At 71.9% G+C, this 21,570-nt stretch carries 20 protein-coding genes and 1 riboswitch; of the genes, 10 read left to right on the top strand and 10 right to left on the bottom strand.

The features are described 5' to 3' along the window. Positions 1–21: 21 nt before the first annotated feature. Positions 22–972: an ROK family protein gene (locus ACFQ53_RS05205; protein ID WP_377856318.1), complete on the bottom strand. Its 951-nt coding sequence runs from the start codon at positions 970–972 to the stop codon at positions 22–24. Between the two features lie 98 nt (positions 973–1,070). Here ACFQ53_RS05205 and ACFQ53_RS05200 point away from each other — a divergent pair, with 98 nt between their 5' ends. From ACFQ53_RS05200 to ACFQ53_RS05185, 4 genes are all read left to right on the top strand, one after another. Then, the gene (locus tag ACFQ53_RS05200; protein ID WP_377856315.1) at positions 1,071–1,829 is read left to right on the top strand and encodes a creatininase family protein; all 759 of its coding nucleotides are present in this window, start codon (positions 1,071–1,073) and stop codon (positions 1,827–1,829) included. Next, positions 1,826–2,944, top strand: coding sequence for a mandelate racemase/muconate lactonizing enzyme family protein (locus ACFQ53_RS05195; RefSeq protein ID WP_377856312.1), 1,119 nt, complete (start codon positions 1,826–1,828; stop codon positions 2,942–2,944). The genes ACFQ53_RS05200 and ACFQ53_RS05195 overlap by 4 nt, the downstream gene beginning before the upstream one ends. After that, positions 2,941–4,431 (top strand): beta-N-acetylhexosaminidase, encoded by a 1,491-nt coding sequence (gene nagZ, locus ACFQ53_RS05190; RefSeq protein WP_377856309.1) that lies wholly within the window; start codon positions 2,941–2,943, stop codon positions 4,429–4,431. The genes ACFQ53_RS05195 and nagZ overlap by 4 nt, the downstream gene beginning before the upstream one ends. Positions 4,432–4,566: 135 nt before the next feature. Then, positions 4,567–5,553 (top strand): BadF/BadG/BcrA/BcrD ATPase family protein, encoded by a 987-nt coding sequence (locus ACFQ53_RS05185; RefSeq protein ID WP_377856306.1) that lies wholly within the window; start codon positions 4,567–4,569, stop codon positions 5,551–5,553. A 5-nt stretch (positions 5,554–5,558) separates the two neighbouring features. Here ACFQ53_RS05185 and ACFQ53_RS05180 read toward each other — a convergent pair whose 3' ends face one another. The 8 genes from ACFQ53_RS05180 to ACFQ53_RS05145 all read right to left on the bottom strand — a co-directional run bounded on the left by ACFQ53_RS05180 (position 5,559) and on the right by ACFQ53_RS05145 (position 13,305). Then, positions 5,559–6,194 (bottom strand): response regulator, encoded by a 636-nt coding sequence (locus ACFQ53_RS05180; protein ID WP_377856303.1) that lies wholly within the window; start codon positions 6,192–6,194, stop codon positions 5,559–5,561. Continuing rightward, a complete protein-coding gene (locus ACFQ53_RS05175; RefSeq protein WP_377856300.1) occupies positions 6,191–7,429 on the bottom strand; it encodes a sensor histidine kinase in 1,239 nt (412 codons plus the stop codon). Before ACFQ53_RS05175 ends, ACFQ53_RS05180 begins: the two co-directional genes overlap by 4 nt. A gap of 127 nt (positions 7,430–7,556) precedes the next feature. Continuing rightward, a complete protein-coding gene (locus ACFQ53_RS05170) occupies positions 7,557–8,075 on the bottom strand; it encodes a hypothetical protein (protein WP_377856297.1) in 519 nt (172 codons plus the stop codon). 151 nt (positions 8,076–8,226) lie between these two features. Next, entirely contained in the window at positions 8,227–9,198 is a 972-nt protein-coding gene (locus ACFQ53_RS05165) for a sugar-binding transcriptional regulator (protein WP_377856294.1), read from the bottom strand. After that, positions 9,195–9,974, bottom strand: a complete 780-nt coding sequence (locus tag ACFQ53_RS05160) for a glycerophosphodiester phosphodiesterase (protein ID WP_377856291.1) — start codon at positions 9,972–9,974, stop codon at positions 9,195–9,197. The genes ACFQ53_RS05165 and ACFQ53_RS05160 overlap by 4 nt, the downstream gene beginning before the upstream one ends. Then, positions 9,971–11,365, bottom strand: a complete 1,395-nt coding sequence (locus tag ACFQ53_RS05155) for an ABC transporter substrate-binding protein (RefSeq protein ID WP_377856288.1) — start codon at positions 11,363–11,365, stop codon at positions 9,971–9,973. Before ACFQ53_RS05155 ends, ACFQ53_RS05160 begins: the two co-directional genes overlap by 4 nt. Before the next feature lie 27 nt (positions 11,366–11,392). Continuing rightward, the gene (locus ACFQ53_RS05150; protein WP_377856284.1) at positions 11,393–12,334 is read right to left on the bottom strand and encodes a carbohydrate ABC transporter permease; all 942 of its coding nucleotides are present in this window, start codon (positions 12,332–12,334) and stop codon (positions 11,393–11,395) included. After that, positions 12,334–13,305 (bottom strand): carbohydrate ABC transporter permease, encoded by a 972-nt coding sequence (locus ACFQ53_RS05145; protein WP_377856281.1) that lies wholly within the window; start codon positions 13,303–13,305, stop codon positions 12,334–12,336. Before ACFQ53_RS05145 ends, ACFQ53_RS05150 begins: the two co-directional genes overlap by 1 nt. Positions 13,306–13,576: 271 nt before the next feature. On the opposite strand from ACFQ53_RS05145, the gene ACFQ53_RS05140 reads away from it, so the two are divergent. Beyond that, positions 13,577–15,538: an aconitate hydratase gene (locus tag ACFQ53_RS05140; RefSeq protein WP_377856278.1), complete on the top strand. Its 1,962-nt coding sequence runs from the start codon at positions 13,577–13,579 to the stop codon at positions 15,536–15,538. A 45-nt stretch (positions 15,539–15,583) separates the two neighbouring features. Next, a complete protein-coding gene (locus ACFQ53_RS05135; RefSeq protein WP_377856275.1) occupies positions 15,584–16,156 on the top strand; it encodes a DUF421 domain-containing protein in 573 nt (190 codons plus the stop codon). Positions 16,157–16,168: 12 nt separating this feature from the next. On the opposite strand, the gene ACFQ53_RS05130 is transcribed toward ACFQ53_RS05135, so the two are convergent. Beyond that, positions 16,169–17,344 (bottom strand): SLC13 family permease, encoded by a 1,176-nt coding sequence (locus ACFQ53_RS05130; protein ID WP_377856272.1) that lies wholly within the window; start codon positions 17,342–17,344, stop codon positions 16,169–16,171. Between the two features lie 94 nt (positions 17,345–17,438). Continuing rightward, positions 17,439–17,533: riboswitch (TPP riboswitch) on the top strand. Between ACFQ53_RS05130 and ACFQ53_RS05125 the strand changes: the two genes are divergently transcribed. From ACFQ53_RS05125 to ACFQ53_RS05110, 4 genes are all read left to right on the top strand, one after another. Further along, on the top strand, positions 17,524–18,213 hold the full coding sequence (locus ACFQ53_RS05125) for a TenA family protein (RefSeq protein WP_377856269.1): 690 nt from the start codon (positions 17,524–17,526) through the stop codon (positions 18,211–18,213). Its footprint overlaps the riboswitch before it by 10 nt. Next, entirely contained in the window at positions 18,210–18,869 is a 660-nt protein-coding gene (locus ACFQ53_RS05120) for a TenA family protein (protein ID WP_377856266.1), read from the top strand. Before ACFQ53_RS05125 ends, ACFQ53_RS05120 begins: the two co-directional genes overlap by 4 nt. 54 nt (positions 18,870–18,923) lie before the next feature. Then, the gene (locus ACFQ53_RS05115) at positions 18,924–20,969 is read left to right on the top strand and encodes a glycogen debranching N-terminal domain-containing protein (RefSeq protein WP_377856263.1); all 2,046 of its coding nucleotides are present in this window, start codon (positions 18,924–18,926) and stop codon (positions 20,967–20,969) included. A gap of 151 nt (positions 20,970–21,120) precedes the next feature. Then, positions 21,121–21,549, top strand: coding sequence for a VOC family protein (locus tag ACFQ53_RS05110; protein WP_377856261.1), 429 nt, complete (start codon positions 21,121–21,123; stop codon positions 21,547–21,549). The last annotated feature ends 21 nt before the right edge of the window (positions 21,550–21,570 follow it).

The following is a 21,570-nucleotide window of genomic DNA, read 5'->3' as shown; positions in this document are numbered from 1 at the left end:
GCGCGCACCGATCCGCCCCGGTCAGGGCGCGGGCACGATCCCGCGGTGCAGCAGGTACGCGACGCCGCCCAGCAGAGTCGCATCGTCCTCCGGGGTCGCGTTCGTCCGCAGGCGGGGCTGCGTCTCCCCGCCCGTGCGGGAGAGATCGCGCAGCGTCGCGAGGATGCGGGCGCGGAATCCCTCGGACGCCTGCGCCGCCTCGCCGTGGAGCACGAACAGGCCCGGCGTGCACAGCTGCTGGATGTTGGCGAGGCCCACCGCGATGTTGTCCGCGTACTCGCCGACGACCGCCGCCGCGCGCGGGTCCTCCGCCGCGCACCGCTCCCAGTCGGCGAGACCGGTCGCCGGGATGGACAGCTCCTGGCCGCGCGTTTCGAGCCAGGCCGTCGTGGCGATGGTGCGCCAGCAGCCCTGCTTCCCGCAGCTGCAGGTCAGCTGCCCGCGGGCGACGGTCATGTGGGCCCCGCTGCGTCCGCCGTCGGGCGCGAGGATCGTGCCTCGATAGAGGATGCCGACGCCCAGGGTGGAGCCGGTGGCGACGGAGGCGAAGGTCTCCTCCCCCTGACCGGCGCCGAAGTAGTGATCGCCGTGCACCTGGAGGCGCGCGCGATGCTCGAGCAGCGTGGGCGCTCCGATGAGCTCCCGCAGCCGCGAACCGATCTCGCATCCCTCGAGGGACGGCATGTCCACGACCTGCAGCATCCGCCCGCCCACCGTGTCCAGGACTCCCCCGGCCGAGATGACGCAGCCGCTCAGCGCGCTGCCGCGGGCGAGCCCCAGCGCCACCCGGTCCACGTGCGCGAGGATCTGCTCGCGCCCGGCCGAGGGGTCGAAGGCGACCTCCCGACGAGTGCGGAACCTGCCGCTCGCATCGATGAGCGCGCCCTGCACGCGTCCGGGCAGCAGCTCGAGCGCCAGGAACGAGCCCTCGCGAGAAGCAGGGGGTTCGAAGGGCAGCACACGAGCGGTCATCCCGTCACAGTAGCGAGGGCGATCGCCTCGGGGACGCGCGCACGAGCGGCGGCACCCATCCCCACGAGAGAGACCACCACGATGCAGGAGGAGACCCCATGCCCCGACTCGCCGAGATGACACGGGAGCAGGTCGCCGATCTCGCTGCGCACGGCGTCGCGGTGCTTCCCATCGGCTCCCTCGAACAGCACGGGGACCACCTCCCGCTGGGCACCGACTCGCTGCTCCTCGAGGAGGTCATCGAGAGGGCCCTGGACGATCGCGGGGACGTGGCGGTGAGCCCCACGCTCCCCTTCGGATTCAGCGGCCACCACCAGTTCGCTGTCGCGCTCAGCCTGCCGCCGAAGACCCTGCTGGACGTGCTCGGTGCACTCCTGGACTCCCTGGTCGCCGCCGGGTTCCGGCGGGTCCTCGTGGTCAACGGCCACGGCGGGAACATCGAGATGATGAGCCAGGCCGTCAAGCTCGCCGCTCTGGACCACGCGATCCTCGCGGCCTGCTGCAGCTACTGGGAGCTGCTCGAGCCCCGCCCCGGAGCTCCAGGACACGCGGGCTCTTTCGAGACCTCCCTCATGGCCTCCGCACATCCCGCGCTCGTGCGCCCGCCCATGGACGGGCCAGGAGAGCTCCCGCTCTTCGACCGCCGACTGGTCCGCGGCCTCCACGTGGAGAGGCACGGTGAATGGCCGCGCTCCGGGGGCGTCACGGACGACCCCGGCGACGGCGATGCCGCCGCGGGGGCGGCTGCGCTCGCGGAAGCGGCAGCGCGCCTCGGGCAGTGCGTGGAGGCCCTCCTCGACCTGGACCTCCCCTCCGACGACCCGACCCCCGAGAACCCTGAAGGAGCAGCCCGATGAAGATCGTCGACCTCGAGGTCCACGTGGTGAACCTCCCGATGAAGCAGGGATTCACCTCCTCGTTCGAGACCAAGCGCGGCGAGACCCGCACCATCGTGCGTCTGCGCACCGACGAGGGCGTCGTCGGCTGGGGGGAGACCATGTGGGGCGCACCGGTGGCGCGCCTCGTGCGCCAGTTGGCCGACGACGTGATCGGCACCGACCCCCGTGAGCTCGAGGCCTTCCACGCACGCCACCGCATGCTGCCGTTCTTCCACGGGTACCTCGGCTACGCGGCCCTGGCCGCGGTGGATGTCGCCTGCTGGGACGCCATCGGCAAGGCTGCCGGGATGGGCGTGGTGGACCTGCTGGGCGGCCGGGTGCGCGAGCGGATTCCGCTCACCGCCCTGATCACCCGATCCGACGGCGACTCCCGCGACTATCCCGGCTCACTGGCCGACGCGACCGAGCGGATCGTCGCGGAGAACAGCTTCACGGCGGTGAAGGTCAAGGGCAGCACCGACGCCCGAGCCGACGTGGCGATCATGGAGGCGCTGCGCGAGCGCCTGCCCGAGGTCGAGCTGCGCGTGGATCCGAACGCCGCCTGGAGCGTCCCCGAGTCCGTGAGAGCCGGTCACGCGCTGGAGCCTCTGGGACTGGAGTACCTCGAGGACCCCTGCCAGGGGCTCGAGCAGATGGCCCAGGTGGCGCGGGCCGTCCGGATCCCTCTGTGCACGAACATGTGCGTGGTGCGGTGGGAGGATCTCGCCCCGGCCGTCCGGCTGGATGCGGTGCAGGTGATCCACGGGGACGTCTTCAAGTGGGGTGGCATGGCGAACACCAAGCATCTCGCCGCCCACTGCGAGGCCTTCGGCCTGGGCATGAACCTGCACAGCGGCGGGGAGATGGGCATCGCGACAGCCGCCCACCTCGCGATCGCCGCGAGCACACCGGTGCTCTCGGGCGCGATCGACTCGATGTACTACCTGCACGACGACGACATCATCGACCCGCTGCCCTTCGAGGGCGGGTGCCTGCGCGTGCCCGACGGTCCCGGTCTGGGAGTGGACGTCGACGAGGACAAGCTCGCGCACTATGCGCGGCTCAACGAGCGCGAGGGAGACTTCACCGGATGACCCGCGATCCTTCCCTCCGCGCGCTCCTCGCCTCTCTGCTCGTCATCGGATGGGACTCCCCCGAACCCACTCCCGAGCTCGAGCGGCTGCTCGACCAGGGGCTGGGAGGCGTCATCCTCCACAGTCGCAACGTGCGCGCGGCGGCGCAGCTCCGCCGCACCCTGGCCACGCTGCGCGAGCACCAGGGCGATCTCGTGGTCGGCGTGGACCAGGAGGGAGGGCGCATCAGCCATCTCACCCGTGCCGACTGCCCGGAGTCCCCGGGGGCCGCGGCGCTCGGGGTCGTGGACGACGTGGACGTCACGCGGGCATGCGCCCAGGAACTCGCCGCGCACCTGGCGGGACTCGGCATCGACGCCAGCTACTCGCCGGTGGTCGACGTCCAGAGCGATCCGGACAATCCCATCATCCGCACGCGGTCCTTCGGGGAGGACCCGGCGCTGGTCTCCCGCCACGCCGTCGCCTGGATCGAGGGGACCCAGTCCCTCGGCGTCGCGGCCTGCGCGAAGCACTTTCCGGGCCACGGCGCGACCGCGGTCGACTCCCACCTCGGTGATGCCGTCGACCGGCGGGACTGGGCGCGGATCGAGCGGGTGGATCTCGCGCCGTTCCGCGCCGCGGTCGACGCGGGCGTCGCCCAGATCATGACCAGCCATGTCCGGTTCCCCGCCTTCGATGACACGCCGACCACGCTCAGCCGGCGCCTGGTCACCGACATCGCCCGCACCGAGCTCGGCTTCGCGGGAGTGATCATCAGCGACGCCCTGGAGATGGCGGCGATCGCGAAGCGGGTCGGGGTGGTCGACGGCGCGGCACTGGCCCTCGCCGCGGGCGTGGATCAGCTGTGCATCGCAGAACCCGATCCCGGTCTCCACGAGCAGGTGCTCGATCGGCTCGAGCGGGCCATCGCCGACGGCGAACTGGATGTCCGCAGGCTCGAGGCGTCGTCGGCCCGCATCCGGGGGATGCACGGGGCGGCACGGCAGGTGCGGGAGCGCCGCGACGACACCTCTCCCCTGCCGGCCGATGAGAGGTGGAAGGACGCAGGAGCGGATGCTGCGCGCCGAGCGGTGGACGCGACCGACGCGCTGCCGGCTCTCACCCGGCCCGTGGTCATCGACCTCTACCGGCGTCCGAAGCCGGCGCTCGAGTGGGACGGCTGGGACCTCGCGACCCTGGTGCGCGAGCGCTGCGACGGGGCCGACGGCCTCAGCACCACGAGCGAGGATCTGGACATCGGAAGCGCTCTCGAGCTCGCCGCGGGCCGCAGCCTCGTGCTCGCCGTCCAAGACCCCCTCGTCAACCCCTGGCAGCAGCCCCTCGCCGAGGAGATCCGCCGTCGGAGGCCCGATCTGACGCTCGTCTCCACCGGTCTCCCCGACCCGCGGGCACGGCTGTGCAGCTTCGGGCGCGGCTCCGCGAACCTGGTCGCAGCGGCCGAAGCCATCGCCAGGGCAACCCGTCCCGCCGACGCGCACCCTGCGTGATCGCCACCGGCACCTCCGCGCAGGCTGCCCGTTCGCAGAGGGCCGCGGGCCTCACCCGGGGCCCGGCAGGTCCTCCGCCGCCGCACCAGGTGCTCTCCGTCGATCCCGGAGCGGCATCGTGCTACGTTCCCGAGGATGCACCCCCGGGAGACACCGTTCGTGATCGGCATCGACGCCGGCGGGACCCACACGCGCGTGGGGCTGTTCGACGTTTCCGGGGATCTGCTGGGACTGGCCGTGGGGCGCGGCGGAGGACCCCACCACAACGACGACGCACAGGAGAACATCCACGCCACGATCCACGCCGCGGCGGCTGACGCCCGCAGGGACCCCCGAGCGGCCCGAGCGCTCGTCGCCGGCATCGCGGGCATCAACAGGGAGTCCTCGAACCAGGGCCAGGACCATCGCGCCGACGCGGGCTCCCTCGTGGACATCGGCGGCATCTCGGGACCGACCCGCGTCGTAAACGATGCGATATCCGCCCACCGCGGAGCCCTCGCCGGAGAGGCCGGCATCATCGTGGTCGCAGGCACCGGATCCATGATCCTCGCCATCGCGCGCGACGGCACGGAGACGGAGAGCGGGCAGTTCCAGCACTACGCGGGCGCCGCCCGCCATCTGGTCCATGACGTCGTCCAGAGAATCCTCCTCGGGGACGCCGACGACGCCGACCCGCTCCCGGCCCGCGTCCACGAGCACTTCGGCGTCGCCGATCGCTCCGAGCTCAGGGAAACGGTGCTCGATCTCAGCTCTACCGCACCCAACGAGGCGAAGCGGCGCTTCGGGGACCTCGCCCCCGTCATCAGCGGGATGATCGGCTCCTCGCCCTTCGCGCGCAGCGCCGCAGCCCGGCTGTGCGACCGCACCGCGCTCGGCGTCGGCCTGCTGATGCCGAGCATCGATGGGGACACGGTCCCGGTCACCTGCGCGGGCTCGCTGGCAACGGACCCCTCGTTCCTCGAGCTCCTGCGATGCTCCCTGACCCGGCTGCCCGGGCCGCAGGTTCCAGCACTCGTCCCGGCACGGCTGGATCCGCTGCGCGGATCCGCAATCCTCGCGCTCGAGAGCGCGGGCGCGGCGGTCGACGAGGCGACGCTGCGCCGCCTCGCATCGTCGATGTGAGGGCTTCAGCCCCTCCCCTTCGCCACCGCCACGGCCTCCCGCCTCTCGGACACCCCGAGCTTCGCGAAGATCGCGTTGACGTGGGACTTCACGGTCGAGACGCCGAGGAACAGGCTTTCGGCGATCTCGGGGTTCGTGGCTCCGTCGGCCATCAGCTCGAGCACCTCCGCCTCGCGTGCGGTGAGATCGGGGAAGCGCTCGCGCACGCTCGACGGCCGCGCCTCGGGGAGCCCCGCGACCACGCGGCCGGCGATCCGGGCGTCCAGCGGGGTGCCCCCTCCGGCTGCCGCACGGATCGCGGCGACCATCTCCTCGCGGCCGGCGTCCTTGGTCAGATAGCCGGCGGCTCCGGCGCGCAGCGCGGTGTCGATGCTCGCGTCGTCCGCGAAGGTGGTGAGGACCAGGACGCGCACGCCGGGGGCGGTCCGCGCGAGCGCGGCGGTGGCCTCCGCGCCTCCCATCCCGGGCATGCGCAGGTCCATGAGGACCACGTCGGGCGCGAGCTCCTCGGCGAGCGCGACCGCACGCTCGCCGTCCTCCGCCTCGCCGACCACGTCGATGTCGTCCGCGAGCGAGAGGACGGTGACGATGCCGTCGCGCACGAGGGCCTGGTCGTCGGCCACCAGGATGCTGATGCTCATGGGCTCTTCTCCTCGTCGTCCGCCACCACCGCGGCGAGCGGGATGCTCGCAACGGTCTCGAAGACGCCGCCGGCCCGCAGACGGGCGCTCGCCGCACCGCCCACGGCCTCGCAGCGCTCGCGCATGCCCACCAGCCCATAGCCGCCGCCCGGGCTGCCCGGCCGCGGCCCCCGGCCGATCAGGTCGGCCGAACCCGCTCCGTCGCCGACGTCTCCGTCTGCTGCCTGCGCCCTGCAGCGCAGCACCGCTTCGTCGCCCTCGGTCGAGAGATCGAGGGCGGCCGAGCGACCGGGGGCGTGGCGCCGCGCGTTCGTGAGCATCTCTTGCGCGGCCCGCACGAGCGCATCGGCGCGGGACGGATCGAGGGAGCGCAGGGCATCGAGGCCCGTGCCGACGGCCGTTCCGGCGTCGGCGGGCCCGGGCGCGAGCAGCCCGCCCAGCTGCGCCTCTCCCCCGCTCTCGCGATGCGCGGCCGCGGCGTCCTCGATCCCGGCGATCACCTCGCGCGGGGTCTCGCGGAGGGCCGAGACCGCGTCACGCGACTCGGCGAGGCCGTCGGCCGCGAGCCCGCGCGCCCTGCGCAGACGCGTCTCGAGCTCCTCGAAGCGGCCGGCCTCGGCGAGCGCCACGGCGGCGTCGAGCTGGAGGGTGAGGGCGCCGAGGGAGTGCGCGAGGACGTCGTGCAGGTCGCGTGCGATGCGCGCCCGCTCCACGAGAGCCGCGTTCTCCGCGCGTTCGCGCTGGGCGGCGATCTGCTCCTGCAGCAGCACTCGCTCCCTGTCCGCCGAGCGGACGCGCTGGGCGCGGAAGCGGCCGATCAGCGCCGCTCCTGCGCACACCAGCAGGAAGATGATCAGCAGCTCGACCTTGGCCCCGGTGGCGAGCGCCGAGCCGACGAGGGCGAGCGCATCGGCTGCGAGGACGACGGCCATCACGTCCGTGCGCCGCTCGGGCCTGCGCACCAGGCGCACGATGCCGGCGATCGCGACGGGCATCAGAGCGCTGCCGGTCGTGAAGGTGAGCGCGCACGCCGCGATCTGCGAGACGGAGAGGGCGACGGTGCCGACGCGGATCGCGCGCGGCCCCGCATGTCGGTACTGGTCGGTGAGGGATCCCAGCACCATCTCCGCTGCCCACAGCACGACCACGCCGAAGGCCGCCGCCCGCAGCGCCGGGGTCTGGACCTCCCACGCGGTGAGCATGAAGAAGACGGCGAGCGCGAGGGCGAGCACCATAGTCAGCCCATCGACACGGCGCTCCCGGCCCGTCGGAACGGGGCCGACGGACCGCGCAGGACCGGCCGACGGCGCAGCAGCGCTCGTCGGCCGGGGTCCTCGCGGTGTCGAGATCACCCGCGCGATCCTATGACCTGGTCGCCGCGTGCACGATGGTGAGGTTCTCGGCGCTGCGGGGACGGTGCGTCGCCACGGCCGAGCTGACCAGGCGGGCGAGCCCGACAGACAGCAGGATCAGCCCGGTGGTCCGGGAGCTCTGCGATCCCGAGAGCGCGACGACGGCGAGAGACATCCCCACGCGCACCGCGATGTAGGCGATCCAGAGGGCGAGACCCCACCAGCCGCCGCGCATCTCGAGCGAGCCGTCTGCACCGGTCCGCACGGTGCTGACCAGGCCCATCACCAGCCCGGCACCGACGGCGAAGACGGCCGTCAGCACGAGGTATCCGAGCGTGACCGGGTCGATCTGGGACTGCCGCAGCTGCTGGAGAACCATCACCGCGCCCACGACGCTGAGGATCCCGCCGAGCCGCTGCATCCTGGCGACCTCTCGCCATTGCAGCTGCCGGTACAGGATGAGGCCCAGCGCGGCGAGCACGATCAGGCCCTCGAGCAGGGCGTTCCAGGGGATTGACGAGGCGTTCATGATCTCCTCCGAGGATCGGGTGGCCGGCCTCCGCGGGCCGATGACTCGATCCTTCGCCACGCGCCGTCCTGGGCGAACCGCCCGCGGGTGGAGAACCGGGTGGAGATGCGGAGGGAGCGGGCGGCGAGGGGCCGGGCCGCCGGAACCGCTCTCACCTCTCCGCGGCCTCCAGGGCGAGCTCCGCGGCGCGCACGTCGGTGATGACGACATGGGCGAGCCCTGATCGGAGGGTCGCGAGCACTGCACGATGCTTGCCCTCTCCCCCGCCGATGGCGACGCGCAGAGGCACCCGGCGCAGCTGGTCCTCGGGGATGCCGGTGAACCGCTCCCCGAGGCCGTCGACGCTGGCCCCGTCGATGTCGAGCAAACTGGTGCCGATCTCGGCGACGACCCCGCGCTTCTCGAACCGCTCGCGCTCCCCCTTCTCCTCCAGGATCCGCGCCAGCAGCGAGGAGTCGGGCCAGCCGCCGATGGTCAGGAACGCCTTCTGCACGTGGGCGAAGCGGCGCTGCACCTGCTGGATCATCGGATGCCGGAGGATCGCGACCTCCTCGGGCTCGATGAGGATCGGGACGTACAGCGGGTACGTCGCTCCGCCGGTCGCACGGCCGATGTTGGAGATCACCTCGACGCCGTCCCCCAGCCGCGGCCAGCCGACGCCCGTCAGCTGGACCACGTCGGCACTGGGGAGCTCCTCCACCTGCTGAGAGGCCTGCACGAGCGTGCGCCCGGGGGTGAACCCCAGCACGTCGTCCTCCTGGACCGTCTCCCGGATGAAGCGCGCCCCGACCGCGGCGATCGCCTCCCGCGCCTCGGGGTCCCGGTCCGAGTGCGTGGCGACGACCAGCGCGGACCGGAGTCCGTAGCGCTGGGCGAGCCGCGCGGAGAGGGCGACGTCGATCGGGTCGGCGACCGCCGCACGGACCTCGACCAGGCCCAGATCCCGTGCGCGCCGGACCATGCGGGCGGTGACGAAGCGGGACTTCCCGATCTCCTCGGCGATCTCGTTGACCGTCCGACCCTGCGCGAGGTTCTGCAGGGCGACGTACACGTGCAGGATCTTCTGGTCCAGCGGCATCGTGGAGGCCGACGCGGCCGGCCGCTCCGGCGGAGAACCGCTCACGCGCCCGGTGCCCGTCCCGCCGGCTCCTGCCGGTCCGCCGACGCCTGCTCGTCCGTCACCTCACGCAGCCACTGCATCGCCAGCGCGGGATCGTCCGAGGTGGTGCCGTCGGCCTGCAGGCGCACCGCGTCACGCATGTTCTCCAGCGAGCGCATCGGCCACACGTGCAGCTCCAGGCCCTGGTCGCGGATCTGCGCGGCAGCCTCTGCCGTGAGGCCCTCGAGGCCGACGGCGAGCCGCTGGGCGCGGGTGTGCTCGACCAGGCCCTGCCAGCCGCCGGGGAAGCCCTCGGCCGTCGCGAGGTCCTTGCGGATCACCCCGCGGCGCACCTGCGGCATCAGCCGCGCCGCCTCGCGCAGGGCATCCTCCTGGAAGCTCATGAGCACTGTCCGCTCGGCGTCGGCCCGATGCTCGGCGAAGAACCGAGCGAGGTGGGGCACGGTCTCCGGCGCCTTGATCTCCAGCTGGATGCCAGTGCTCGTGGCGTCGTACATCTCCGCGAGGGAGACCACCCCGCGTCCCGAATCGAGCACTGCCGCCTGCAGCTGCGCCATGGTCAGCTCGCCAGCGGGCCCCAGCCCCCGCGCGGAGTCCGCGCCCGCCGTCCGGTCGAGCGTCGCGTCGTGCAGCAGGAACAGCTGCTCGTCCGCGCTCAGGCGGACGTCGAGCTCGATCTCGTCGACCCCCGCCTCCTCGGCGAGCGCGTAGGACTCCAGGCTGTTCTCGGGGGCGTGGGCCATCGCGCCGCGATGGCCCACGATCAGCATGCCGGTCATGTATCCGTCCCTACTCTCCGTTCGAACTTCTCCCGAACCCGGTCGATCGCGGGCTCGAGCTCCTTCTCCATCCGCGTCAGCACCTTCTCGGCGCTCTCGCCGGCCGAGTAGACCGACTGGATGGCGTTCATGGCCTCGACCAGGGTCTCGGGCACGTAACGGCGCACGATGTCGGGCTCGCGCGAGATCTCCAGCTGGTCGAGGGCGACCTTGTACCGCGGATCCTGCGCCGCGAGCTTCGCGACCTCGTCGGACTCGATCGCATCCTTCGTGCAGGGCACGTAGCCGCTGCCCAGGGTCCAGTCGATCGTGCGCTGCCCGGTGCTGAGGAACTTGATGACCTCCCACGCGGCCTGCTTCCGCTCGGCCGAGGCGTAGCGCAGGATCGACATCCCTCCGCCGCCCGTCGGCACTCCCGCGTCCTTCTCCCGGGGGAGGAATCCGCACCCGAAGTCGAAGGTCGCCGCCTCCTTGATGCCGGAGAGGGATCCGGTGGACTGCATCGCGGTGGCGCAGGCACCGGAGGAGAAGTCGCCCGTCGCGTCCGCCGCCAGGTACCCGGAGCCGTCGTCGTGGATGAAGGCGCGGTCGTACTCCAGCGCCGCGATCGAGGCGTCGGTGGTCAGGCGCATGTCGAGCCCGTCGGAGTAGGCGCCGCCGAAGGCCCAGATAGACCCCTGGAAGTACCAGTCGTCCCCGCCGACGTAGGCGCGCATCGGCACCTTCTTGCCCTTGTACTCGACCTCGCCGACCGCCTTCCCCCAGTCGCGGTACTCGCTGTAGGTCTCGGGGGCGCGATCGGGCAGGCCGGCAGCCTCGAAGATCTCCCGGTTGTAGTAGAACAGCGGGGTCGAGCGGCCGAACGGCAGCCACCAGATCTCGTCCTTGACCGTCCCCTCCTTCAGGAAGCGCTCGTCGAAGCTGTCGGTGCCGAAGTCCGCATCGAAGTAGCCGCCCAGGGGCTCGAGCGCCTCGGCCAGGTAGAAGCGGTTCCAGACCACGTCGCTGAACACGGCGATGTCGGGGACCTGGCGCGCCTGCATGCTCGCAGCGAGCTTCGACTCGACGCCGTCGTAGCTGTCGAAGATCTGGACCTCCGCGAAGATGTCGTCCTGCGCCTCGTGGAAGGCATCGAGGTTCGCCTGGATCACCTCGGCGTTGTGCGCCGTGTAGGCGCTCCAGATGACGACGCGCTGACGGTCGCGGTACTTCTCGGGGACGTCGCCCGCCGGCTGCTCGAGCACGAGGCCGTCGGTCTCCCCGAGACCGAAGCAGCCCGAGAGGAGCGGGATCGCCCCGCCCAGCAGGCCGGCGCCCAGCAGGGTCCGACGGGATGGGGCGGGTCGGCGGAGGCCGCGGCGAGGGGCGCGGCCCGCAGGATGGATCGGCATGTCTCTCCTTCGACGATCGGTTCCGGCTCAGCGCCCGTTGCCGGCGGCGGCACCGGTGAGGCCGGTGACGATGTAGCGCTGCGCGCACAGGAACACCAGGAGCATCGGCAGGACGACGATGAGGGTGCCGGACATGAGCACGCCCCAGTTGGTCACGCCGTCGTTCGACTTCAGGTACATCAGGCCGATCGGCAGGGTGCGCATGTTCACCGAGTTCGTGATGATCAGCGGCCACACGAAGTTGTTCCACTCGTCGATCACGGCGACCAGTGCGACGGTGGCGACGGCGGGCACGGACATCGGGAGCACGAAGGAGACCAGCCGGCGCAGATGACCGCAACCGTCGACCTCCGCCGCTTCGAACACCTCGTCCGGCAGCGACATGAAGTGCTGACGCAGCAGGAAGGTGCCGAATGCCGAGGCCACCCCGGGAAGGATCAGACCCGCGTAGGTGTTGATCAGGTGCAGGTTGCCCATGGTCAGGTAGTTGACCAGCAGGGTCACGTGCCCGGGGACCATGAGGGCACCGAGCATCACCACGAACAGCCACTTCTTGCCGGGGAACGGGAGGAAGGCGAAGGCGTAGGCCGCGAAGATCGCGAGCACCACTTTCAGCACGGCCCCGACCACCGTCACGATCAGCGAGTTCTTGATGAAGGCCCCGAAGGGCGCGATGCGCCAGGCCTCGCGCAGGTTCTCGAACGTGAGGCTGCGGGGCAGCCACTTCATGGGCCAGGTGTAGATGTCGCTGTTCGCCTTGAAGGACGTGGACAGCAGCATGTACAGCGGGATCAGGAAGACCAGACCGACGGCGATCAGCAGCAGGTAGCCCCACCAGTTGCGCCGGAGGGACCCGCGGCGTCGGCGCGGTGCCCCCTTCCGGCCGACGGGGCCCGGGGCCGACGGATCCTGCGCGGTGGACGGGTCGAGGTCCCCGGAGGCGGTCCGGGAGGACACGGAGGTCGCCATCAGTAGTGCACCTTCCTCTCGACGAACCGGAACTGGAAGGCCGTGATGATCATCAGCAGCACGAACATGACGGTCCCCGCGGCCGCGGAGAGGCCGACGTTCGAGCGCTGGAACGCCTGCTCGTAGATGAACCAGCTCAGGGTGGTGGTCGAGGACGCCGGCCCCCCGCTGGTCATCACCGCGATCAGGTCGAAGGCCTGGAATGCCCCGATGGTCTGCGTGATGACCAGGAAGAACGTCGTGGGCGAGAGCAGCGGCAGGATCACCCGCGTGAAGCTCTGGAACGCGCTCGCGCCGTCGAGCTTCGCGGCCTCGAGCACGTCCGAGGGGAGCCCCTGGATCCCTGCCAGGTACACGATCGAGACGAAGCCGACGCCCTTCCAGATCGAGACGATCAGCAGGGCGGGCAGCGCCCAGTGGGCATCGGTGGTCCAGCTGGGCGACTGGGCGCCGAAGAGGTCGAAGACGACCCGGGCGAGCCCGTAGTTGGGGTCGAAGATGAACAGCCACACCACCGCGATCGCCGCGCCGGAGACCACGTGCGGCGCGAACACCACGCCGGTGACGACCGGGGTGCCGCGCAGCTTCTTGGAGAACAGCGCGGCCAGTAGCACGCCGAGCAGCAGGCTGATCCCCACGACCACGAGGACCCAGACCACGGAGACCCACAGGACCTTGTGGAACGAGGGCGAGGCGAGCATCGACGTGTAGTTCGTCAGCCCGATGAACAGCGGCTGGGGCGAGATGAAGTCCCAGTCGGTGAGGCTGAGGTAGAGGTTCGCGATGATCGGCCAGTAGGCGAAGACCGCGATCAGCGCGAGGTTCGGGAAGGCGAACAGCGCGAACAGCGCGTAGCCGCGGCGTCTGCGCCGGCGGCGGGCGGCCAGTCGCTGCGGCGGGAGCGGGCCGAGCCCGGATGCCGCCGATCCTGGGGCGCGATCAGCGGGGAGGGCGGGGGCTTCGAGGCTCATCTCAGAGTGGTTCCTCTCCGTGGAGCTCCATCGTTCGTGCACGACTGCGCGCCGCGGCATCAGCGGTCTCGCAGTGACCGTCGTCACCGTAGCAACGGCGCTCTGTTGTGCGCGTAGCTCGCACATAAGTGCACGCCGAGTTCGCCCGATCGCCACTTCGTGCTCGTCGCCCGACCCTGCCCCCGCGCCACCTGGCCTACGCTCGGAAGAGGTCCACCGTCGGACCGACGGCGGACCACGATCCCTGGAGGGCAGCATCGTGGACAGCACCGTGGACATCACCCGAGCCCAGACCGTCGCACACCAGCTCATCGCGTCCCATCTTGTCGAGGGCGACATGGAGCCGGGCGGCGAGATCGGCCTGCGGGTCGACCAGACGCTCACCCAGGACGCGACCGGCACGATGGTCATGCTCGAGCTCGAGGCCATGGGCCTGGACCGGATCCGCACCGAGCTCTCCGTGCAGTACGTGGACCACAACCTGCTGCAGACGGACGAGAAGAACCCCGACGACCACCTCTTCCTGCTCTCGGCCGCCCGGCGCTTCGGCCTCTGGTTCTCCAAGGCGGGCAACGGGGTCTCCCATCCGGTGCACCAGGCTCACTTCGGCCGCCCGGGGGCGACGCTGATCGGCTCGGACTCGCACACCTGCGCCGCGGGCGCACTCGGCATGCTCGCGATCGGCGTGGGCGGCCTGGAGATCGCGATGGCGATGGCCGGCCAGCCGCTCTACGTCGCCATGCCCGAGGTCTGGGGCGTCGAGCTCACCGGCGAGCTGCCTGACTGGGTGAGCGCCAAGGACGTGGTGCTGGAGATGCTGCGCCGCCACGGCGTCAGCGGCGGCGTCGGCCGCATCATCGAGTACCACGGCGAGGGTCTCGCGCAGCTGACCGCGATGGACCGGCACGTGATCGCGAACATGGGCGCCGAGCTCGGCGCGACCGCGACAGTCTTCCCCGCCGACGACGCCGTCCGCGACTACCTGCGGGCCGTCGGCCGCGGTGACGAGTTCACGCGCCTCGAGGCCGACGAGGGCGCGGAGTACGACGTCACCGAGCACATCGACCTGAGCGCCCTCGAACCGCTGATCGCCGCGCCCTCCTCCCCCGGCAACGTGCGTCCCGTCGCCGAGGTCGAGGACGAGGACGTGTTCCAGGTGGTCGTCGGCTCCTCGGCGAACCCCGGACTGCGGGACTTCGCCGCGTTCGCCGAGACCCTGCGCGGTCGCCAGGCCCACGAGGCCGTCTCGGTCGACGTGAACCCGACCTCCCGGGAGGTCCTCGCGGACCTGATCGCCGGCGGCTGGCTCACCGATCTGGTGGCCTCCGGGGCGCGCATCCACCAGTCCGGATGCCTGGGCTGCATCGGGATGGGGCAGGCTCCCGCGAGCGGACGCAACTCGCTGCGGACCATGCCCCGCAACTTCCCGGGCCGCTCGGGCACCGAGGAGGACTCGGTGTGGCTGTGCTCGCCCGAGACCGCGGCCGCGGCGGCGCTGACCGGACGGATCACCGATCCGCGCACGCTCACGGACTCGCTCGGGATCCCGGCCCCGCACCCGCAGCTCCCCGAGGTCTTCGCGCGCATCGAGGACATGCTGCAGCCGCCGCTGCCGCTCGAGGAGGCCCGCGAGGTCGAGCTCGTGAAGGGGCCGAACATCTCCTCCCTCCCCGAGTTCGCGCCGATCGACGACGATCTGCGGGCCCCCGTGATCCTGGTGATGGGCGACGACGTCTCGACCGACGAGATCATGCCCGCCGGCTCGCGCGTGCTCCCCTACCGCTCGAACATCCCGAAGATCTCCGAGTTCACCTTCACCCGCATCGACCCGGACTATCCCGCGAACGCCGGGAAGGCGAAGGACTCGGGAGGCCACGTGGTGGTCGCCGGGAAGAACTACGGGCAGGGCTCCTCGCGCGAGCACGCCGTGATCGCTCCCCGCTACCTGGGGCTGAAGGCGGTCATCGCGGTGTCCTTCGCCCGCATCCACTGGCAGAATCTCGCGAACTTCGGGATCCTCGCCCTCGAGTTCGACGACCCCGAGGACCACGACCGGATCTCCGCGGGCGATCTCGTCGAGATCGACGGCGTCCACGCGGCGCTCGAGGCCGGCACGGACCTCACCGCACGGATCGGGGACCGGGAGGTCCCCGTGCACCACCGGCTCTCGCCGCGCCAGGTGGAGATGGTGCTCGCGGGAGGACGGATCCCGCTCGCCGCGCGCGAGGCGTGAGTCGTGAGTCGTGAGGCGTGGTTCCCGAGGGACGACAATGGCCCCATGATCGACTGGGACCTCATCTGGCGCGACTACGTCGGGATCAGCGGCAGCGCGGTCCTCGGCGTCGTCGCCTCGACCATCGTGCTGTACGGCTTCTTCTCCCTGCTCATGCAGGTGATCGGCCCGCGCCTGATGGCCCGGCCCAGCGCCGGCAGCTTCGTGGTCCTCGCCGTCGTCGGCGGCATCACCGCCCGCGCGACCCTCGGCGAATCCCCGACGATGCTCGGCGCGATCGTCGTGCTGAGCACCCTGGTGGTCCTCGAGTACGTCACGGGCAGGTTCCGCCGCGTCCCCCTGCTCCTGCGGCGCACGCGTCCCGTCGTCGTCATGGTCGACGGGGAGCCGGTCGCGGCCGGCCTGCGTCGCAGCAGGCTGACGCGCGGCATGCTGCTGGATCGTCTGCGCGTGAGCGGGGTGCTCGCCCTCGACGAGGTGGAGCTGGTGATCCTCGAGGTCCGCGGCACGCTCACGATCGTCCGGCGCGGCAGCCGGATCGACCGCGATCTCGTGGCCCAGGTCGACGGTGGAGACCGGATCCCCGAGCGTCTGCTGTCCGAGCTGGGGTCCGCCTGAGGACACGCCCGCTCATTCCAGGACGGCCAGCGCGAGAGTCGCCAGGGGCACCGTGATCACCACCGCGACCGCGCCCAGCGCCATGAAGCGCACCCAGGGGATCCGCACGCCCATCGCCTGCATCCGCTGATGCCACAGGAGCGTGGCCAACGATGCCCACGGGGTGATCAGAGGACCTACGTCCACACCGATGAGCAGGGCCATGGTGGAGGCGGGATCGTCCCCCGCGCGATGCTCGAGGAGGAGAAAGGCGGGGAGGTTGTCGAGCACGTTCGCCGCGAGCGCCGAGGTGCCGGCCGTGCGCAGCAGCCCCATCGGCCCCGTGCCGCCGTCGGCCGCGCGCAGCACGAACGACGTCGCGCCCTGCACGTGCGCGGTCTCGACCAGCACGAAGAGGGCGAGGGCGATCGCGAGCGGACGCCAGGGCACCAGGTGCGCTCCGATCGCCTCGCGGCGCCGCAGCGCGAAGGCGAGCAGCAGCATGAGTGCGGCGGCGCCCGCCGGGATCCACACCGCGGGCACCACCACGAGCAGGGGCAGCAGCACGACGACCACGCATCCGCTGATCCGCAGCAGCGCGCGGTCGCGGATCTGCGGGGCGGGCGACGCCCGGAAGCGACCCTGCAGGTCGCGGCGATGGACGACGGCCAGGAGGGCCACCGGCAGCACGATCGCGACCAGGGTCGGCGCCGCGCTGCGGGACAGGAAGGCCGCCGTGCCCCCGCCCAGGACGTCCCTGGCCAGCAGGTTCGTGAGGTTCGAGACCGGCAGCAGCAGGGACGCCGTGTTCGCGAGCCACACCGTGGCCAGGGCGAAGGGCACCGCGGGCACGTCGACGCGCCGGGCCGTGAGCACGACCACAGGAGTCATGATCAGCGCCGTCGTGTCCAGGGAGAAGAAGGCCGTGCACACCACGGCGAGCGCGCACACGGCGCACCACAGCACCGCGGTGCGTCCGCGTGCGAGGACGGTGAGGCCGTGGGCGATCACGTCCAGGAGTCCTGCCTCGCGGGCGAGCTCGGCGAGCACTGCGATCGCGAGGACGAATCCGAGCACGGGCGCGACCCGCGCCATCAGCGCTGCGAGATCCTGCGAAGGGAGCCCGCCGCTGAGGATGCACAGCACGGCGGCGAGGGCGAGCGCCCCGATCGCGAGCGCACCGGAGCGCCTGCGCAGGAGTCCGAGCATGCTGCGAAGCGTAGACCGCGGCGCCCTCCCGAGGGTCCCGCTCCCTCTCACGCCGCGGGACGACTGTGTCCGATGGGCGCGGCGGCGATAGCCTCGCACGTGCACGGGGTGCCCTGACCAGGGCTGAGAACACACCCGCTGAACCTGATCGAGCTCGTACTCGCGGAGGGATTGCCGCCATGACACCTGCCCCACGTCCGTTCACCGAGGACGCCGCCTTCACGGCGTCCCTGCGCCACCAGCACGCCCAGGCGTGGGAGCGCGCCGTCGGCCACCGTTTCGTGCGCGAGCTGCACGCGGGCTCCATCTCGGACGAGGTGATGGCGCGCTACTTGGTGCAGGACCATCGCTTCCTCGACGCCTTCCTGCAGCTGATCGGCGCCGCGCTGGCCACCGCCCGCACCCCCGCCGCCCGGCTGCGCTTCGCGCGCTTCGCCGGGGAGGTCGCCGGCGACGAGAACACGTACTTCTTGCGGGCCCTCGACGCGCTCGGGGTGAGCGAGGAGCAGCGCGCACAGATCCCGAACACCGCACCCACCGACGGCTTCCTCCACGTGTTCCGCGAGGCCGCGGAGACCCGCGACCACGCCGCGATCCTCGCGGTCCTGCTGGTCACCGAATGGCTCTACCTGGACTGGGCGAGCCGGGCGACCTCGCCCCTGCCCGAGAGCTTCGTCCACGCCGAGTGGATCTCCCTGCACGACGGTCCCGGCTTCCGCGATCTCGTGGACTTCCTGCGCGCAGAGCTCGACGCCGCCGAGATCGAGGACCCCGAGCGCGTGCGCAGCTTCTTCACGCGCACCGTCCGGCTCGAGAACGACTTCTTCGACGCGGCCTACGAGACGGCCCCCGAGGGGGCGTCGGCATGAGCGCACCTTCCCTGTTCGACCGGCTCAAGGCCTCCGCCGCCGAGGACTGGGACGCCTACGTCCACCATCCCTTCGTCACGCGGCTGGGCGAGGGCACGCTCCCCCTGGCCGCCTTCCAGGACTACCTGGTCCAGGACTACCTGTTCCTCTTCCAGTTCGCGCGGGCCAACGCCCTGGCCGCGTACAAGGCCGACAGCCTCCAGGGCATTCGCTCGGCCGCGGACTCCCTGACCGCGATCGTCACCGAGACCGCTCTGCACGTGCGGCTCACCGCCTCCTGGGGGATCGACCAGGAAGTCCTCGAGACGGCCGACGAGAAGCCCGGCACCGTCGCCTACACGCGCTTCGTCCTGGACACCGGCATGGCCGGGGACGCCCTGGACCTGCAGGTCGCCCTCGCGCCCTGCGCGATCGGCTATGCGGAGATCGGGACCGCGCTCGCGCCGCGCCTCGCCGACGGCGTCGAGCATCCTTACGGCGAGTGGATCGCCGAGTACGCGGGGCAGGAGTTCCAGGCGAGCGCCGCCGTGGCCGCCGCGCGGCTCGACGACCTCGCCGGCGGCGACCTTCCCGCCCGCCGCCGGGCGCGGCTCGAGAGGATCTTCCGCACGGCTACTCGCATGGAGGCGGCGTTCTGGCAGCAGGCGCTGGACTGATCGCGGGCGCGCATTCACCGGGCGCAAGGGGACCGTGCGTGCAAGCATGAGGCGGTGAGCACGCCTCCGTCCTCCCCGAGCCCGTCCGAGCCGCGCCGTTCCACCGCGCGTCCGCAGTCCGCGGCGCGGCAGGTCGAGGGCCACCAGCCGTTCCTCCACGACCTCGCCGTGGTGCTGCGCGCTCCGCTGCAGGCCTGGTCTGCGCCCGACGGCACGATCACGGGCGTCGGCGCGCAGGGCATCTATCTCGGCGACACCCGTGTCGTCTCCGACCTGGTCTGCGAGGTCGAGGACGCTGCCGAGGCCGCGGACGAGGACGAGGAGCACCCTGCTCTCTCGCCCCTTCGCGCCGAGACGCGCAATGCTCGGGAGACCGTGTTCCGCGGGGTCGTCACCGCGCCCGACCTGCCGGGCGACCCGCTCGTCGTCCTCGAGCGCACGCGCACAGCGTCCGGCTGCGGCATCCGCGAGACGCTGCGCCTGCGCAACGACGACGACCGCCCGCGCACCCTGTCCCTGCGCCTCGGGCTCGTCACCGACGGCGCGACGATGTCGCAGGTCAAGGACCCGCGTCTGATGCTCGCGCAGGCCCCCGACCGCCCCGCGGCCCGCATCCGGGACGGCGCTGCACGGTGGCCGATCGGTGAGCGGGGCGAAACGGTGCTCCGCGCGAGCATCGGCACCGGCACCGGCACCGGCACCGGCACGACTGTCCCGGAGGCCGACGGGCCCGTCATCACCTGGCGCTGCGTCCTCGAAGCACCGGCGCGCGGAACGGCCGAGGCGGACTGGGAGCTCGCGCTCACCGACCCGGACGTCCCGTTCGAGGCCGCCGAGCCCCGGCGCCTCCCGCTCGCCGTCGGGCCGGATGCGGACCCCGAGCGTCGGGCCGTCCGCGACCTGCTGGTCCGCTCCCTCGCGGACCTCGACGCGCTGCGCCTGCAGGTGCCGGGGGATCCGGCGTGCAGCTTCGCCGCGGCCGGCGCCCCGTGGTTCTTCACGCTGTTCGGCCGCGACTCGCTGATCGCCGCCTCGCTGGCCCTGCCCGTGGACGTCGCGCTCGCGGAGGGCACCCTGCGCACGCTCGCGAGCATGCAGGGCACCCGCACCGTGACAGACACCGCCGAGCAGCCCGGCAAGATCCTCCACGAGGTCCGCGCCCAGGGCATGGAGATGGCCGAGGGCCATCTGCCGCCCGTCTACTTCGGCACGATCGACGCGACGCCCCTGTGGATCGAGCTCCTGCACGACGCGCTCGAGGCCGGCCTCGACCCGGCCGTGCTCACCGAGCTGCATCCGCAGCTCGAGGCCGCCGCCCGCTGGCTCCTCGAGCATACGGACGCCGACGGCGACGGTCTGCTCGAGTACATCGACGAGAGCGGCCACGGCCTGGCGAACCAGGGCTGGAAGGACTCCGGCGACTCGATCCGCTGCGCCGACGGGTCGCTGGCCACCGGCGCGATCGCCCTCGCCGAGGTCCAGGGCTACGCCTATGCCGCCGCTCTGCACGCCGCCGACCTGCTCGAACGCAGCACCCGCCCGTCAGCCGATGAACTCCCCACCCGTCTGCGCGACTTCGCCTCCCGCCTGCGCGCGGCCTTCCACGCGCGCTTCTGGTGCGAGGACGAACGCGGCCCCTACCCCGCGCTCGCCCTCGACGGCGCCGAGCGCCCGGTCGACGGCGTCGCCTCGAGCATGGGCCATCTGCTGGCGACCGGCCTGCTGGATCCGGACCAGGAGCGGATCGTCGTCGGCCGCCTCATGGACCGGCCCCTGTTCTCGGGCTTCGGCATCCGCACCCTCTCGACCGACAACGGCGGGTTCGGGCCGCTGCGGTACCACGGCGGCAGCGTGTGGACGCACGACACCGGGTACATCCTGCGCGGCATGCTCCGCGCCGGTTTCGAGGACGAGGCGCGCGTGCTCGCGCGCGGTCTGCTGCGGGCGGCGGACGCCTTCGACCAGCGGCTTCCCGAGCTGTTCGGCGGGCAGAGCGCCGACGAGGTCTCCGCGCCCCTCCCCTATCCGGCCTCGTGCCGTCCGCAGGCGTGGGCGGCGGCGAGCGCCGTGCCCGTGGCCCGCGCGCTCGGCGCGCTCTGAGCGGAGAGTCGAGCGACAGGCCCGCCAACCCACCGCTCCTGCGACCCGCTCGGGCCCCACCCATCCGACGACGAGCCGTCGGTCCGGACGAGCTGACGCACCGACGATCAACGGACAGGTTCTGACCTGCATCGGTTCTACGGTCACGTCCATGACGACTTCCCACGCCACCGCCTTCGTATCGACCCGCATCATCACGGACGACCTCGACGCGATGGTCGACTTCTACGAGCAGCTCACCGGCACGCCCGCCGTGCGCCCCGCGCCGGCCTTCGCAGAGATCCTCACCCCGACCGCCGCTCTCGCGCTCGGCAGCACCGCCACGGTGCCGCTCTTCGCACCAGGATCTGCCGAGGCGGGCGCCAACAGGTCGACGATCCTCGAGTTCCTCGTCGACGACGTCGACGCCGAGTACACCCGTCTGGCCGCACTGGGCACGGAGTTCGTCGCCGCGCCGGCACTGATGCCGTGGGGCAACAGAGTGTTCTTCCTCCGCGACCCCGACCAGAACCTCGTGGGCGTCTTCAGCCCCGTCACCACAGAGGCGATCGAGCGCTTCGCCGGACGCTACGGACGCTGAACGCGCGGAACGACGAGCCCG

It is taken from the genome of Brachybacterium sp. NPDC056505 (assembly GCF_042794925.1).
Lineage (GTDB): Bacteria > Actinomycetota > Actinomycetes > Actinomycetales > Dermabacteraceae > Brachybacterium > Brachybacterium kimchii.
Note: the sequence above shows the minus strand (reverse complement) of the source record. Positions and strands in the feature narration are given on the sequence as shown.

Bases quoted from the DNA above. Each gene is read 5' to 3' on its own strand.
- ACFQ53_RS05155 (WP_377856288.1), bottom strand. From the start codon at position 11,365: ATGCCGATCCATCCTGCGGGCCGCGCCCCTCGCCGCGGCCTCCGCCGA.
- ACFQ53_RS05185 (WP_377856306.1), top strand. From the start codon at position 4,567: ATGCACCCCCGGGAGACACCGTTCGTGATCGGCATCGACGCCGGCGGG.
- ACFQ53_RS05110 (WP_377856261.1), top strand. From the start codon at position 21,121: ATGACGACTTCCCACGCCACCGCCTTCGTATCGACCCGCATCATCACG.
- ACFQ53_RS05120 (WP_377856266.1), top strand. From the start codon at position 18,210: ATGAGCGCACCTTCCCTGTTCGACCGGCTCAAGGCCTCCGCCGCCGAG.
- ACFQ53_RS05150 (WP_377856284.1), bottom strand. From the start codon at position 12,334: ATGGCGACCTCCGTGTCCTCCCGGACCGCCTCCGGGGACCTCGACCCG.
- ACFQ53_RS05130 (WP_377856272.1), bottom strand. From the start codon at position 17,344: ATGCTCGGACTCCTGCGCAGGCGCTCCGGTGCGCTCGCGATCGGGGCG.
- ACFQ53_RS05180 (WP_377856303.1), bottom strand. From the start codon at position 6,194: ATGAGCATCAGCATCCTGGTGGCCGACGACCAGGCCCTCGTGCGCGAC.
- ACFQ53_RS05170 (WP_377856297.1), bottom strand. From the start codon at position 8,075: ATGAACGCCTCGTCAATCCCCTGGAACGCCCTGCTCGAGGGCCTGATC.
- ACFQ53_RS05135 (WP_377856275.1), top strand. From the start codon at position 15,584: ATGATCGACTGGGACCTCATCTGGCGCGACTACGTCGGGATCAGCGGC.
- ACFQ53_RS05160 (WP_377856291.1), bottom strand. From the start codon at position 9,974: ATGACCGGCATGCTGATCGTGGGCCATCGCGGCGCGATGGCCCACGCC.
- ACFQ53_RS05125 (WP_377856269.1), top strand. From the start codon at position 17,524: ATGACACCTGCCCCACGTCCGTTCACCGAGGACGCCGCCTTCACGGCG.
- ACFQ53_RS05205 (WP_377856318.1), bottom strand. From the start codon at position 972: ATGACCGCTCGTGTGCTGCCCTTCGAACCCCCTGCTTCTCGCGAGGGC.
- ACFQ53_RS05200 (WP_377856315.1), top strand. From the start codon at position 1,071: ATGCCCCGACTCGCCGAGATGACACGGGAGCAGGTCGCCGATCTCGCT.
- nagZ (WP_377856309.1), top strand. From the start codon at position 2,941: ATGACCCGCGATCCTTCCCTCCGCGCGCTCCTCGCCTCTCTGCTCGTC.
- ACFQ53_RS05195 (WP_377856312.1), top strand. From the start codon at position 1,826: ATGAAGATCGTCGACCTCGAGGTCCACGTGGTGAACCTCCCGATGAAG.
- ACFQ53_RS05145 (WP_377856281.1), bottom strand. From the start codon at position 13,305: ATGAGCCTCGAAGCCCCCGCCCTCCCCGCTGATCGCGCCCCAGGATCG.
- ACFQ53_RS05175 (WP_377856300.1), bottom strand. From the start codon at position 7,429: ATGGTGCTCGCCCTCGCGCTCGCCGTCTTCTTCATGCTCACCGCGTGG.